This window comes from Novosphingobium sp. HNCC26BN242 (genome assembly GCF_057180525.1).
On record NZ_JBXUGM010000004.1, the window covers coordinates 335579 to 348986 of the forward strand.

Sequence of the window (13408 nt, forward strand, 5' to 3'; positions counted from 1 at the left end):
ATCAGCCGCCAACCAATTCCAGATCAAGCGCATGTCCGCCCGAGACGAGCCGCATGGTAGACCCGCTCCGCTGAATTTCCGGTGCGGCCGATAGCAACGCGTTGACCGCCTCTTCCTGCTGCCACACCGGGCCTTCACAGAACATCCGCGTGGCCATCAGTGGCCCGGCCACCAGCCGCCCACCATCCACGCGATACTCGCCACCAATACCGTTGCACCCGACATTCGCGCCAAGCCGCAGCTCATCGAACTGCATGGTCGCCTTGTCCAAAGACACAGGTGGCGCACCGTCGATCCGCACAATTTTCCAGCGTGTTTCGGCAAGGCCAGCCGAACTGGTCGGCGCAGTGGCGCAACTACCAAGCAATGCGGCAGAAGCCAAAATCAAGGAAAAGCGCTGAACCATGCAGTTGGTGTACACCCTTGCGACTGAGCGAAGGATTAACCGGACAGTCCGTTAGTGTTCAGCCTTCAAGCGTTGCCAGCACTTCATAGGCCAGTACCGCGCCCGCAACGGCGGCATTCAGGCTGTCCGCGCGTCCCTTCATCGGCATCGTCACGCGCAGATCGCAGGCCATTTCATAGTCCTCGGGCAGCCCGCGCGATTCGTTGCCTACCATTACAAAGCAAGGCGAAGTGTAAGCTGCCCCGCGATAGGGCACCGCCTCGCGCAAGCTGGCGGCCACCAATTGCCCCTCACCCTGACGCAGCCAGCCCGCAAACTCATCCCACCGCGCCTGCGCCAGCCGCTCGGTAAAGATCGCGCCCATGCTGGCACGGACCGCCTCTACCGAAAACGGATCAACGCAATCGTCGATCAGGATCAACCCGCCAGCTCCCACCGCATCGGCCGTGCGCAGCATCGTGCCCAGATTGCCCGGATCGCGCATCGCATGCGCCACCAGCCAGATCGGCGCGGCCTTGCGGTCGATCAGCGCTATCGAAGTATCCCATTCGGCGAACACGCCGGCCACCGCCTGCGGGTTTTCCTTGCCAGTCACCTTGGACAGGATGTCCACCGGCAATTCGATAACCTCGCCACCCGCCGCCGAAACTGCAGCTTCCAATTCCTCAAGCAATGGATGCGCCTCGCGCCCCTGCGCCATCAGCAGGATTTCAGGCAAGCGCCCACCCTCGCGCGCGTCTGTCAACAGGCGCAAGCCCTCGGCCAGGAATTTGCGCTCACGCCGCCGGTGCTTCTTCTCGCGCAGGGAGCGGACGAATTTTACCGTCGGGTTGGAATAGCCGGTGATGATCTTGCGCGTCATGGTATCCCCATGCGGCAGCGCCACGGCCGGAGCAAGACCGGTGTTACGGCCAGCGTGGCGCAAGCGTCCTTCGGCAGGCTCAGGACGAGCGGGGTGGGCTTGAAGATACTGCGAAAATTCCGCTAATGCTGAGCTTGTCGAAGCACTGGAGCTTGCAAATCAATCCTCGCCGAACCCGTCCTTGATCAGTCCGGTCAACTTCATCAGGATCGCGTCAGCCTCACCCTCAGGCCCGGCAACCGAAACGTCCACGGTATCGCCCTTGGCCGCGCCCAGCATCATCAGGCCCAGGATCGATCCGCCCGCAGCGTCGGTGCCGTCCTTGCTGACCAGCACATCAAAGCCTTCGGGCAGCTTGGCCACCGCGTTCACGAACTTGGCACTGGCGCGGGCGTGCAGGCCGCGCTGGTTGACAATCGTTACCGTCTCACGGGTGACGTAACCCTGTTCCGACATGTCATGCATCCTGTCCCAGAAACTCGGAAGCGATCGTTATATAGTTGCGTCCAGCATCGCGTGCCGCCGCTGTCGCTTCCTTCAATCCCATGCAGCCCCGTGCTTTGGCAAGCCGGATCAGCATAGGTAGATTTATCCCGGCAATCACTTCAACCTTGCCTGCCTGCATCAGCGATATGGCAAGGTTCGAAGGCGTGCCGCCAAACAGATCGGTCAGGATGATCACACCCTCGCCGCTGTCGACGCGTTTGATCGCGTCGGCAATTTCCTTGCGGCGCTTTTCCATGTCATCGTTGGGGCCGATGCACACGCCGATGACATCGCTCTGCCGCCCGACGACATGCTCCATCGCGTGGATGAATTCGTCGGCAAGAGCGCCGTGCGTAACAATGATAAGACCGATCATGAAAGGGACAGGCTCCGAAGTACGGCCCGAAAGCTTGCAACCTGCATGATGAACGCAGGCTTGGCGCAAGTGCGCGGGCCGCAAGACGATTGGGAATCGAAATGCATGTCTTTCAGTGCTGTCCCGCCCATCGTCTTGTCCCTCGCGCTCTTCCGGCCCGTTGCTTCAAGGCTTTTGGCCTTCAAGCATATCCGCTGCCCGCGACGCGAGATTGCGATGCAGCAATGTGGGTGAAAAACCTGCCCCGCGCAAGGCAGAAGCGATCTGTTCGGCCATGAACACCGATCGGTGTTTCCCTCCGGTACACCCGAACGCCACGTGGACATAGGCCTTGCCCTGTTCCTGATAGCGCGGCAGCAGCAACAGCAGCAGGTCCCGGATGCGGTCAAAAGCCTCGGCAAAAGCGGGATCTTGGCGGATATAATCACCCACGGCAGCCTGCTGCCCGGTCTGCGGGCGCAGTTCATCCACCCAGTGCGGATTGGCCAGAAACCGCATGTCGAACACCAGATCGGCAAGCGGCGGGGTGCCGCGTGAAAAGCCGAAACTGCTGATCGTCAGCACCGGTCCCGAAGGTGTCTCTGTCCCAAACTGGGCGCGAATCGCCGCCTGCAGATCGTTGCTGGTAAAGCTGGTGGTGCTGATCACCACATCGGCCCAGCGGCGCAACGGCTCCAGCAATTCGCGCTCGGCCATGATCCCGGTGGCTGCGGGCTTGTCCTCGCTCATCGGATGGCGGCGGCGGGTTTCGTTGTAGCGGCGCTCCAGTTCGGTCCCGGCGCAATCCAGAAACAGCGTAGTGATCTGCAAGTCGCTGCGCTGCGACAGCTTCTTGACCAGTTCAATCGTCCGCGCCGGATCGAAGCCACGCGTGCGCGTGTCAAAGCCGATTGCCATTGGGCCGCCGGTCTCGATTCGGGCTGATCCCGGTTCGGTTTCCAGCAAGCGGTCGAGCAAGCGGATCGGGAAGTTGTCGATGGCTTCCCAGCCCAGATCCTCCAGCGTGCGCAGCGCGGTTGTCTTGCCCGCGCCCAGCAGGCCGGTGACAAGCAATATCCGCTGCGGTCCTGAATCTGCGATCATTGCCTCACCCGTCGTTGCGCCGCTTCCATGCGCCTGCGCGGGGCAATTGGAAAGTCCGCACGAATGCCGTGTCCTGTTTCAGGCAACCGGTAACCCATATGTCCGCAGCGCAAGCTCGGCCCGCAGGACCAGAACCGGGCTATCAGGCCACAACCGCACCAGCGGCACATCAACGCCCAGCACTGCGCTGCGCTCTGCCGTTTCAACATAACGCGGCGCATCGCCATCCAGCCGCAGCACCAGCGCCACCGGCACCGGCGGCGACACCGCAAAATCGATCAGGCCGACATTGCGCACTTCCAGCTTTCCCTCCGTCTGCGGATGCGGCGCGGCGATCAGCCCGCCTTCCTGCACTTCCAGCAACACGCCATCATCGCCTACCAGCACAGCGCCCCGATCAATCAGCGCCAGCGCAAGGCTCGATTTTCCCGATCCCGGCGGCCCTTCGATCAGGACCCCGCGCCCACTGATGGCCACACACCCAAACTGCAGCGCGCGGCTCATTCCTCGCCCTCTGCTTCCAGCGGAACGCTCAACATCAGCCATGCCCCCGCCTTGCCATCAGGCCGATCCGCGATGGTCAACATGCCATCATGGGCCTGCGCAATGGTGCGCGCGATGGCCAGCCCAAGCCCGCTATGAGCCCCGAAAGCCTCGCCATCGGGGCGCACCGAATGGAAGCGTTCAAACACTTTTTCGCGCTCTTGCGCCGGAATGCCGGGACCATCATCGGCCACCGCCACATGGGCCGCATCGCCATCTCCCCACACCGCCACATCGACCACGCCGCCAGTGGGCGAAAACGACACCGCATTGTCCAGCAGGTTTTCCAGCACCCGCTCCAGCCGGGCCGCATCGCCCCACACCACGGTCTCGCCCCCTTCGTGGCGCAACCGGACCGGCACAGAGCCACGCGTGCGCACATCGCGCGCGCCCACCACTTGCGAAGCCAGCGCCGCCAGATCCACCGCGACGAACGTCGCGCGGCTGAGTTCCGCGTCGATCCGGCTGGCATCGGCAATCTCGGTGATCAGCCGGTCAATCCGCTGCACATCATGCGCGGCAATATCGGCCAGCTGGCGACGCAGCGCGGGGTCTTCCACCCGCTCCATCGTCTCCAGCGCGCTCGAAAGCGAGGCCAACGGATTCTTCAATTCATGCGCCACGTCGGCGGCAAAGGTCTCCACCGCATCGATCCGCTGGCGCAGCGCCGTGGTCATGTCCGATACCGCGCGCGCCAGCAACCCGATCTCGTCGCCGCGATCCGGCAGGCGCGGCACCACCACCTCGCGCTCACGCCCCAGCCGCACGCGCACCGCGGCCCGTACCAGTGCACGCAGCGGCTGCACAATGGTCCGCGCCAGATAGAGCGAGAGCTGCACCGACAGCAGCAGCGCCAGCCCGATGATGATCACCAGCGTCTGCCGCGCATCGCGCACCGATTGTGTGATGTCGATGGCATTGCGCAATGAAAGCAGCACCTCGCCGCTGCCCCCTACAGGCGCTGCGGCGGTGATCACCGGGGTGCGATCCGGGGCATAGCGCAGGAACACTTCGGTACGGCCTGATGCCCGCGCAGCCTGTATCTCCGGCCAGCTGCCCGCAGGCCTTTCGGCGGTATCGCTATAGGGCTCAATCGCTGGAGCGTTGACGATGAAGTCCACCCCCCGGTCCAGCAACCGCGCGGCCTGCTGGTACCAAGGCTCGCTTTCAGGGTCGATCAGCCGGAACGATGGCGGGGCCAGCAAAAAGCTGTCGGCCAGCAACTGGCTCTCATCATCATAGAGCCGCAACCGCAGTGTCTGTTCAGGGCCAATCCGCGCGATCAAGGCCCTGCGCTCGGGCATTCGCGCATCGATCAGCCCATCGGCGGCAATCTCCACCTCGGCGCGCGCCAGCTTGAAGCGCTCCTCGATCAATTGGGTGCGATAGCTGTCGAGATAGAAAAATCCCCCGGCCAGCAGGGCCAGCGCGATGACATTGACGAACAGGATGCGCGTGGTGAGCGATACCCCGCGAATGCGCCACAAATTTCGCAGCCGCCGCCCCCGCGTCCGCTGCGGCCCATAAACCACTGCCGCAGGGTCACTCGTCGGCAAAGCTGTAGCCCGCACCGTAAAGCGTCTCAATCGCGCCAAAGCGGCCGTCGGCTGCGCGGAATTTGCGGCGCAGGCGCTTGATGTGGCTGTCGATGGTGCGATCATCGACGAACACGTCATCGTGATAGGCCGCATCCATCAATTGGTTGCGCGTTTTGACCACACCGGGCCGCATGGCCAGCGCCTCAAGGATCAGGAACTCGGTCACCGTCAAAGAAACCGCCACCCCATCCCACGTCACCGCATGACGCGCCGGGTCCATCACCAGCCGCCCACGCCGGATCGGGTCGGGCATCGGCTCGCCATCCGGCTCCTGCTGCTCAGCCTCGCGCCGCACAATATCGCTGCGGCGCAAGATCGCCTTGATCCGCGCCACCAGCAGCCGCTGGCTGAATGGTTTGGCGATGTAATCATCGGCGCCCATCGAAAGGCCCAGCGCTTCGTCGGCCTCGTCGTCCTTGCTGGTCAGGAAAATCACGGGAAGGTCGCTCTTCTCACGCAGCCGCCGCAGCAGCTCCAGCCCATCCATGCGCGGCATCTTGATATCGCACACGGCAAGATCGGGCGGATTGTCCAGCAATGCCCTCAGCGCGGTATCGCCATCATTGTAAAGCCGCGTCACAAACCCTTCTGTTTGCAGGGCAATCGAAACAGTGGTCAGGATGTTTCTGTCATCATCCACCAACGCGATCGTGCGCGGGGGTTCGGGTGCGTCGGCACGGGCGGGAAGCTGACTTGCCATTATCGTATTCGTCTATCGACACGCCGCACCGCTTGCAACGTTCCAGCATGGTTCACCGCAATACGGCATTGCGGGGCTGGCATAGGGGCCTCACACTCAGTTGCGCCACACGCAACTTACTGCGCAAAAAACTTCGTTGTCGCGTGTCATTTGACGCAGCAAATGCAGGCCACTATGCGCAGGTCGAGAATCAGTGCATTCGTATTCGCAAACCGTGCGCGGCGGGGCTGCTTTTTGCCTCTCGCGCCACCAACGGGAGGCCTGAAGTGTCCGATAATAGTTTGAACGTGTCCCTTGCCAGTCAGGGTTTCCCCCAGCCGGCAGAACTGTTCGCAAACCTCGGCACCGCGCCTCTGGTCGAACACGCCGTGCGCAATGGCGAAGGCCTGCTCTGTGTTGATGGGCCGCTGGTGGTGGAAACCGGCAAGCACACTGGCCGCAGCGCCAAGGACAAGTTCATCGTCCGCGATGAAACCACCGAAAACACCGTGTGGTGGGGCAAGACCAATGTGGCGATGACGCCTGCGCACTTCGCAGCACTCAAGGAAGATTTCATCAAGGCGCTTGGTGCCAAGGACCGCCTTTATGTGGCCGATCTGTTCGGCGGTTCGCAGCCCGAACACCGCGTAAACGTGCGCGTGATCAACGAATTTGCGTGGCACAATCTGTTCATCCGCACGCTGCTGGTTCGCCCGACCGCCGATGAACTCGCTGCATTCGCGCCAGAATACACGATCATTGATCTGCCCAGCTTCCGCGCCGATCCCGAACGTCACGGCTGCCGCAGCGAAACCGTAGTTGCGGTCAATTTCACCGAAAAGCTGATCCTGATCGGCGGCACGGCTTATGCGGGCGAAATGAAGAAGTCGGTCTTCGGCATCCTCAACTACTTGCTCCCGGTCAAGGGCGTGATGCCGATGCACTGCTCGGCCAATGTCGGCCCGGATGGCAAAACCGCCGTGTTCTTCGGCCTTTCCGGCACTGGCAAGACCACGCTTTCGGCTGATGCCAGCCGCACGCTGATCGGTGATGATGAGCATGGCTGGTCCGATACCGCCGTGTTCAATTTCGAAGGCGGTTGCTATGCCAAGGTAATCCGCCTTTCGGCCGAAGCTGAGCCCGAAATCTTTGCCACAACCAAGCGTTTCGGGACCGTGCTCGAAAACGTCGTGATCGATCCGGTTACCCGCAAGATCGACCTTGATGACAACTCGCTGGCTGAAAACAGCCGCGGATCCTACCCGATAGATTTCATCCCGAACTGCTCGGAAAAGAACCTGGGGCCCGTCCCGGCCAACCTGATCTTCCTCACGGCTGACGCCTATGGCGTCCTGCCTCCGATTGCGCGCCTCACACCCGATCAGGCGATGTACCACTTCCTTTCGGGCTACACTGCGCGCGTTGCAGGCACCGAAATCGGCGTGACCGAGCCCGAAGCCACCTTCTCCACCTGCTTTGGCGCGCCGTTCATGCCGCGCCACCCGTCGGTTTATGGCAACCTGCTGAAGGAGCGCATCGCCAAGGGCGGCGTGAAGTGCTGGCTGGTAAACACCGGCTGGTCGGGCGGCAAGGCCACGATGGAAGGCATCAAGCGCATGCCGATCAAGGCCACGCGCGCCCTGCTCAACGCCGCGCTTGATGGCACGCTGAATGATGCCACGTTCAAGAAGGACCCGAACTTCGGGTTTGAAGTGCCAGTCGAAGTGCCCGGCGTGGAAACCCGCCTGCTCGATCCGCGTGGGGCGTGGGCCGATCAGGAAGAATATGACAAGACCGCACAGGAACTGGTGCGCAAGTTTGTCGATAACTTCCAGCAGTTTGCCGAACATGTGGACCAGTCGGTCCGCGATGCGGCGCCAGTAGCGGCCTAACGCGCCGCATCATGGCTGATACGTCGCGAGGCCCCTTCCCGGGGCCTCGTTGCGTTTGGGGCTTAAAGCCCCCCCTTCGACAGGCTCAGCATGCGCGGGAGGGGCGCAGTAGGCCTTACTCCCCTCCCGCAAGCGGGAGGGGCTGAGGGTCGGCCTTCGGCAGCAGCCTTTGCAGGCGATGGCACTCAGTCAGCCAGAAACGCCTGCAGGAACTGGCCCACGCCGCCAAAATTCATCGGCAGCGCAGGCACTTTGCGGTCATAGCCCTTCAACTCCGCGCCAATTAGCCCAGCGGGCTGAATGCGCACATCGCCCAGCGCGCCGAACACATCCCCGGAAACCAGAATATCGCACCCGCAGTCCTTGGTCGCCGTTTCCAGCCGGAACGCAATGTTCACCGCCTCACCCATCGCGGTAAAGTCTGCCACACCGCCGCTGCCGATGTTGCCCACCGATGCCATGCCGACATTGTACCCGCAGCCAAAGCGCAGCAGCGCGGGTGGCCTGTGCCGCTTTTCGGCCAGCCGAAAGATTTCCTGATAGCCGCTGATCACGTCCAGCACGGTCACCACATCGCGCCGCGACAGGGCATTGGCCGGATGCAGCCAGATCGCCAAGATGGAATCGCCAATGAACTTGATCGACCACGCGCCTGCCGCATCCAGCAATTGCCCTGCCTCACGGTTGATATCGGCCATCATCGCGGCAATGGCGCGTTCGCCCATCATCGCAGAAAGCTGGGTGAACCCGCGAATGTCGATCACCATCGCGCTGACCAGCTGCTGATCCATAAAGAATTGCGTATGCCCGGCCATCAGATCGGGCAGCTCTACTGGCGATGCCTCCTGCACGAACTCCATGGTCGTTCGGCCGATCTGGATGCGGTCGCCTGATTTCAACTGTGTGGGGGCCTGCACCGGCCGTCCGTTCAGCCAGGTGCCATTGGTGCTGCCAAGGTCGTTCAAAGTGCAGTGGCCACTCGCATTGCGGCGGATCATCGCATGTTCGCGCGATGCCAGCTTGTCATCCAACACCACCGTGTTGCTGGGCGCACGACCGAACCCGCAGATGCCCAGCCGGGCCACGGGAATTTCGCAGACGGCGTCTCCCGTCTCGATCCGCAGATAAGTATCGCAATCGTCGGTCGCCACAGCCCCCTCCGCAGGTCGACTTGATGTGTAACGATCCCGCGAGGCTTGGTATGTGCCTTATGGCACCGCCTCTATTACTTTTGTACCGTAGCGAGATGGCAGGCCACGGGCCAGTTCGCAAGCTTTCATGGCGTAGAACTGCAAAGTCCGCACCGGCTAAACGAAGGCAGCGCTGCTTTTCAACAGGTTGTACGCTTCCACCACTTCCTGCAACCGGCCTTCAAAACTGCGGTCGCCGCCGTTCCGGTCCGGGTGATACTTGCGCACCAGTTCAGAATAGCGCAGCCGCAAGCCGCGCCGGTCGGCATCATAGGCCAGCCGCAGCGTATCATAAGCCCTGCGCTCGTCCGGGCTGATCCCCCGCCGCGCAGCTTCTGCTGCACGCAAGTGATCATCGCGCCGCGCCCGCGCCCGCTGCGAAATTGCCTCCAGCGGATCGGCAAAATCGGCCCAGCGCGGAGGGGAATCAATCCCCGCATCAGGCCGGAACGCGCGCGTCTCGCGCTCCCACCCCGACAGGGGCGATTGCGCCTTCAGGATTTCTTCAGGCGTCATCCCGGCAAAAAAGTCATAGCCTGCATTGAATTGCCGCACGTGATCGAGGCAGAACCAGCGATAATCGCCCGGCCCATCAAACCCCGGCCTGCGCACACCCGGCGCGCGGAACTCGCCTGCCTCATCACACCCCGGCGCATGGCAAAGCTGCCCCGTGCCCTGAACGCGCCCATGGAATCTGTCGTTACTCATGCCGTTCCCACATGGCGACGAAGCCGCTAGAAGAAAAGCCATGACCGGAACAATCCAGCAGGAAATCGAACGGCTTCTAACAGAAGCCCTCACCCCCACCCGCCTTGCCGTGATCAACGACAGCGCCAGCCATTCAGGGCACATGGGCGATGATGGCACCGGCGAATCGCACTTCACCGTAGAGATCGAAAGCCCCGCCTTCACCGGCCAGTCGCGCGTCAACCGCCAGCGCATGGTCAACAAGGCGCTGGGCGACCTCCCCGGCCAGCGCGTCCACGCCTTGGCGATAAAGGCCACCGCGCCGGGGGAGTAACGCACTCACCTCCCTCCCCACAAAACCCGTCATCCTGAACTCGTTTCAGGATCCATCGTGCCAATCATCCCGCCGCTGGTGACGAGAAATGGACCCTGAACCAAGTTCAGGGTGACGAACGCACTTAGGGAAGCGCACAACGGAAGCACCATGAACCTTGAGCCAACACCAGCCCGCCGCATCCGCCGCGCCGCGCGCATACTGCTGATCGACGAGCACGACCGGCTCCTCCTCATCCGCTTCCTGCCCCGCAACCGCCGCCCGTTCTGGTGCGGCGTTGGCGGCGAATGCGATCCGGGCGAGGATTTCCACGCCGCCGCCGTGCGCGAACTGTTCGAAGAAACCGGCCTGTCGGTGGAAAACTGCGGCCCGGAAATCGCGCGGCTGGCCGATGATTTCACAACGCTCGAAGGGGAACCCGTCACCTCGGACGAGCGTTTCTTCCGCGTGCGCACTTCAAACTTCATGCCCGACACCGGCGGCCACACCGAAACCGAGCGCACTTTTATCAGCGAATTCCGTTGGTTCACCCGCACGGAACTGGCAAACTGGCCCGAACCGGTGTTCCCCGTGAACATCCTCGACTTGCTCGATCTTTGAGGCGACCCGATGACTGACTCCATCATCCAGACCATCACCCCCGTCGCCCACGATCTTGGCGCGTTTCAGGTCCGCCGCGCCATCCCCTCGCGCCAGCGCACGATGGTCGGCCCGTTCATCTTCGTCGACCAGTTCGGCCCCGCACACTTGCCCGATGGCACCGCGATGGACGTGCGCCCCCATCCGCACATCAACCTCGCCACCGTCACCTGGCTGTTCGAAGGCGCCATCGACCACCGCGACAGCCTCGGCTCCTTCGCCACGATCCGCCCCGGCCAGGTCAATCTGATGACCGCCGGCAGCGGCATCGTCCATTCCGAACGCTCGCCCGAAACCGAGCGCCCCGGCGGCCCCCACCTCTATGGAATGCAAACCTGGCTCGCCCTGCCCGACGGCAAGGAAGAAGTGACCCCCGCCTTCGAACAGATCACCGCCCTGCCAGTGGTCGAAGACGTCTGCGCCACCGCCACCGTCATCATGGGCACCCTGTGGGGCAAGACCGCCCCCACCACCCAACACGCCGCCACCATCTACGCCGACATCGTCCTCGCCCCCGGCGGCGCGCTGCCGATTGACGCCGAAGCCGACGAACGCGCCGTCATGCTCGTCGGCGGCCAAGCCACCATCGACGGCCACCCGCTTGCCCTCTACGACCTCGTCGTCCTCGCCCCCGGCGCAGTCCTGAAACTGCAATCCGAAACCGGCGGCCGCGTGATGCTAATGGGCGGCGAAGCCTTCACCACCAAACGCCACGTCTGGTGGAACTTCGTCAGCTCCAGCCGCGAACGGATCAATCAGGCCAAGGCCGACTGGCAGGAAGGCCGCTTTCCGAAAGTGCCGGGCGATGAGGTGGAATTCATCCCGCTGCCGAAGGTGGCGACTACGGTGAGTTATCCTTGAGGGGGACGTCTTGACGCAGTCAATTACATAATTGCGAAATGACCTTTATGCGTTAGACTGAGGTGCTAAGGTTAATATCTACTGGTCTGCGAGAAAATCATGATCCGCGAATGGGACATAAAACGAACAACATTCTCGCTTGGTGATTTTTTGAGTTGGCAAAAATCTGGTTCGCTCGAACTGAGTCCGAGCTTCCAACGACGCAGCGTATGGACAAAGCCGCAAAAGTCTTACTTTGTTGACACCGTGTATAGAGGGCTGCCCGTTCCGATCATCTTTCTGCGTGAGCGAACAGATGTCGAAACTCTATCAACAGTAAGAGAGGTCATCGACGGTCAGCAACGTCTACGTACAGTTTTGTCGTTCATCGACAAGTCGTGTTTGTCGGATGCATCAGAAAAAGACGAATTTCTCGTTCAAAAAAAGCATAATTCAGACTTATCTGGAAAGCCTTTTTCAAAGCTAAGTCAACATGAGAAAACAAGAATTCTGTCTTATCAATTTAGCGTTCATGTTTTGCCGAGCGGCACAAGCGATGGCGAAGTTTTAAGCATCTTTGCGAGAATGAATTCAACAGGATCAAAGCTTAATGAGCAAGAATTAAGGAACGCAGAGTATTTCGGAGAATTCAAAATCCTGTCCTATGAAGTCGCTCATGCTAATCTTAACAGATGGAGAGAATGGAAGATTTTCTCTGAGCAAGACATTGCCAGAATGAAAGAAGTCGAATTCACTAGCAGTTTGTTTATAACAGTGCTTGACGGATTGTTTGAACGAACACAATCCAATATTGAACGATATTACAAAAGGTTTGATGAGAATTTTGAAAAATCAAAGTTGGTTTTTGAAAAGTTTTCTTCAATCATGGACTTGATAGAAGTAAGTTTTGGAGAAGCCATAGCGACAAGCAACTTTAGCAATTCTTCACAATTCCTACAGCTTTTTCATTTGGTTCGACGCCTAGACGAAGCAGGAATATCCATCAGTCGCTCACGTGTCCGCACAATCTTGAGCCTTGGCGAACAGATCAAGGCACGTCGTGACCTACCTGAGCCAGTGGCACTGGCGCTTGCAAGTCGCTTTAATAGATTGAGCAATCAAAAGACCTTGGCGGATTTTCTTTTCTCCAATGCATCCCAATGACCACCTCAACAGCTTTCAAAGCAAAGTGACGCGGGTTCGCCGGCTGCTTGCTAGACAAATTGAGCTATCAAAGAAGGGCTTAGTTCCGAAGACAGAATTGGAAGCTATCTACGAACTTGCATTTCTTAACATATTTGTTGCGTTTGAGAATGATTTAACAGAGCTTTTTAAGACAAACATTTTGATGAGTCATGGATCGTCAGGCCGAAAGCGTAGTATTTTTGTGCCAAGAAGCCGTGCGCTTGCAGAAAAGCTACTTCTTGGCGCAAACAAATACTTCCAACTTTTGCCTACTGAACAAATGGAAAAAATAGCGAAGATATATCTTAAAGATGGAGGCCCGTTTTTAAGCCTTTCGCCAAATCAGAAAAATTCGATCGCCAAAGCTTATGCTATACGTAATCACATTGCACACAAAAGTCCAGAAAGCAAAAAAAGCTTTAACAAGAAGGTTTTGTCCGAAATTTTATTGCCAAAGCGTACATTTTCTCCCGGATATTATCTTAAAAGTCACATGACCCAAAACGTTACTTACTTTGATCATCACGTCGCTGAGATCGGAGGAGCATTGCGCCACATTTGCGATCAAAGTTAATCTTAGTATTCTCGATCACCCATGATCGTTAAAA

The 13408-nt window shown here is 60.0% G+C and carries 16 protein-coding genes; 6 read left to right on the plus strand and 10 right to left on the minus strand.

Going from position 1 to position 13408, the window contains the following annotated elements:
* Window position 1 precedes the first annotated feature (1 nt).
* The 8 genes from AC2A1F_RS16870 to AC2A1F_RS16905 all read right to left on the minus strand — a co-directional run bounded on the left by AC2A1F_RS16870 (window position 2) and on the right by AC2A1F_RS16905 (window position 6054).
* Window positions 2–406 (minus strand): META domain-containing protein, encoded by a 405-nt coding sequence (locus tag AC2A1F_RS16870; RefSeq protein WP_484209937.1) that lies wholly within the window; start codon window positions 404–406, stop codon window positions 2–4.
* Between the two features lie 58 nt (window positions 407–464).
* Window positions 465–1268: a TrmH family RNA methyltransferase gene (locus AC2A1F_RS16875; protein WP_484209938.1), complete on the minus strand. Its 804-nt coding sequence runs from the start codon at window positions 1266–1268 to the stop codon at window positions 465–467.
* A 159-nt stretch (window positions 1269–1427) separates the two neighbouring features.
* Window positions 1428–1724 carry an HPr family phosphocarrier protein gene (locus AC2A1F_RS16880; protein WP_292630809.1) on the minus strand — a complete coding sequence of 99 codons (297 nt, stop codon included), beginning with the start codon at window positions 1722–1724 and terminating at the stop codon, window positions 1428–1430.
* A gap of 1 nt (window position 1725) precedes the next feature.
* Window positions 1726–2130, minus strand: coding sequence for a PTS sugar transporter subunit IIA (locus AC2A1F_RS16885; protein ID WP_484209939.1), 405 nt, complete (start codon window positions 2128–2130; stop codon window positions 1726–1728).
* Window positions 2131–2295: 165 nt separating this feature from the next.
* Entirely contained in the window at window positions 2296–3213 is a 918-nt protein-coding gene (rapZ, locus tag AC2A1F_RS16890; protein ID WP_484209940.1) for an RNase adapter RapZ, read from the minus strand.
* 78 nt (window positions 3214–3291) lie between these two features.
* Entirely contained in the window at window positions 3292–3717 is a 426-nt protein-coding gene (locus tag AC2A1F_RS16895) for an HPr kinase/phosphorylase (protein ID WP_484209941.1), read from the minus strand.
* Window positions 3714–5243 carry a sensor histidine kinase gene (locus tag AC2A1F_RS16900; protein WP_484209942.1) on the minus strand — a complete coding sequence of 510 codons (1530 nt, stop codon included), beginning with the start codon at window positions 5241–5243 and terminating at the stop codon, window positions 3714–3716. Before AC2A1F_RS16900 ends, AC2A1F_RS16895 begins: the two co-directional genes overlap by 4 nt.
* 55 nt (window positions 5244–5298) lie before the next feature.
* Window positions 5299–6054 carry a response regulator transcription factor gene (locus AC2A1F_RS16905; RefSeq protein WP_484209943.1) on the minus strand — a complete coding sequence of 252 codons (756 nt, stop codon included), beginning with the start codon at window positions 6052–6054 and terminating at the stop codon, window positions 5299–5301.
* Between the two features lie 281 nt (window positions 6055–6335).
* Between AC2A1F_RS16905 and AC2A1F_RS16910 the strand changes: the two genes are divergently transcribed.
* The gene (locus AC2A1F_RS16910) at window positions 6336–7925 is read left to right on the plus strand and encodes a phosphoenolpyruvate carboxykinase (protein WP_484209990.1); all 1590 of its coding nucleotides are present in this window, start codon (window positions 6336–6338) and stop codon (window positions 7923–7925) included.
* Between the two features lie 185 nt (window positions 7926–8110).
* Here AC2A1F_RS16910 and AC2A1F_RS16915 read toward each other — a convergent pair whose 3' ends face one another.
* Together AC2A1F_RS16915 and AC2A1F_RS16920 are read right to left on the minus strand one after the other, a co-directional pair.
* A complete protein-coding gene (locus AC2A1F_RS16915; protein ID WP_484209944.1) occupies window positions 8111–9076 on the minus strand; it encodes an FHA domain-containing protein in 966 nt (321 codons plus the stop codon).
* Between the two features lie 156 nt (window positions 9077–9232).
* Complete coding sequence (locus tag AC2A1F_RS16920) at window positions 9233–9823, minus strand: J domain-containing protein (protein ID WP_484209945.1); 591 nt, start codon at window positions 9821–9823, stop codon at window positions 9233–9235.
* 40 nt (window positions 9824–9863) lie between these two features.
* Here AC2A1F_RS16920 and AC2A1F_RS16925 point away from each other — a divergent pair, with 40 nt between their 5' ends.
* The 5 genes from AC2A1F_RS16925 (at window position 9864) to AC2A1F_RS16945 (ending at window position 13374) form a co-directional block, all read left to right on the plus strand.
* Window positions 9864–10136, plus strand: a complete 273-nt coding sequence (locus AC2A1F_RS16925) for a BolA family protein (RefSeq protein WP_484209946.1) — start codon at window positions 9864–9866, stop codon at window positions 10134–10136.
* Window positions 10137–10286: 150 nt separating this feature from the next.
* Complete coding sequence (locus AC2A1F_RS16930) at window positions 10287–10736, plus strand: NUDIX hydrolase (protein WP_484209947.1); 450 nt, start codon at window positions 10287–10289, stop codon at window positions 10734–10736.
* Between the two features lie 9 nt (window positions 10737–10745).
* Entirely contained in the window at window positions 10746–11636 is an 891-nt protein-coding gene (locus AC2A1F_RS16935) for a pirin family protein (RefSeq protein WP_484209948.1), read from the plus strand.
* Window positions 11637–11735: 99 nt separating this feature from the next.
* Window positions 11736–12779, plus strand: coding sequence for a GmrSD restriction endonuclease domain-containing protein (locus AC2A1F_RS16940; protein ID WP_484209949.1), 1044 nt, complete (start codon window positions 11736–11738; stop codon window positions 12777–12779).
* 25 nt (window positions 12780–12804) lie between these two features.
* Window positions 12805–13374 carry a hypothetical protein gene (locus AC2A1F_RS16945; protein ID WP_484209950.1) on the plus strand — a complete coding sequence of 190 codons (570 nt, stop codon included), beginning with the start codon at window positions 12805–12807 and terminating at the stop codon, window positions 13372–13374.
* Window positions 13375–13408: the final 34 nt, after the last annotated feature.

Coding starts and splice junctions, on each gene's coding strand:
- AC2A1F_RS16885 (WP_484209939.1), bottom strand. CDS start 2,130: ATGATCGGTCTTATCATTGTTACGCACGGCGCTCTTGCCGACGAATTC.
- AC2A1F_RS16920 (WP_484209945.1), bottom strand. CDS start 9,823: ATGAGTAACGACAGATTCCATGGGCGCGTTCAGGGCACGGGGCAGCTT.
- AC2A1F_RS16940 (WP_484209949.1), top strand. CDS start 11,736: ATGATCCGCGAATGGGACATAAAACGAACAACATTCTCGCTTGGTGAT.
- AC2A1F_RS16870 (WP_484209937.1), bottom strand. CDS start 406: ATGGTTCAGCGCTTTTCCTTGATTTTGGCTTCTGCCGCATTGCTTGGT.
- rapZ (WP_484209940.1), bottom strand. CDS start 3,213: ATGATCGCAGATTCAGGACCGCAGCGGATATTGCTTGTCACCGGCCTG.
- AC2A1F_RS16895 (WP_484209941.1), bottom strand. CDS start 3,717: ATGAGCCGCGCGCTGCAGTTTGGGTGTGTGGCCATCAGTGGGCGCGGG.
- AC2A1F_RS16935 (WP_484209948.1), top strand. CDS start 10,746: ATGACTGACTCCATCATCCAGACCATCACCCCCGTCGCCCACGATCTT.
- AC2A1F_RS16880 (WP_292630809.1), bottom strand. CDS start 1,724: ATGTCGGAACAGGGTTACGTCACCCGTGAGACGGTAACGATTGTCAAC.
- AC2A1F_RS16930 (WP_484209947.1), top strand. CDS start 10,287: ATGAACCTTGAGCCAACACCAGCCCGCCGCATCCGCCGCGCCGCGCGC.
- AC2A1F_RS16925 (WP_484209946.1), top strand. CDS start 9,864: ATGACCGGAACAATCCAGCAGGAAATCGAACGGCTTCTAACAGAAGCC.
- AC2A1F_RS16905 (WP_484209943.1), bottom strand. CDS start 6,054: ATGGCAAGTCAGCTTCCCGCCCGTGCCGACGCACCCGAACCCCCGCGC.
- AC2A1F_RS16875 (WP_484209938.1), bottom strand. CDS start 1,268: ATGACGCGCAAGATCATCACCGGCTATTCCAACCCGACGGTAAAATTC.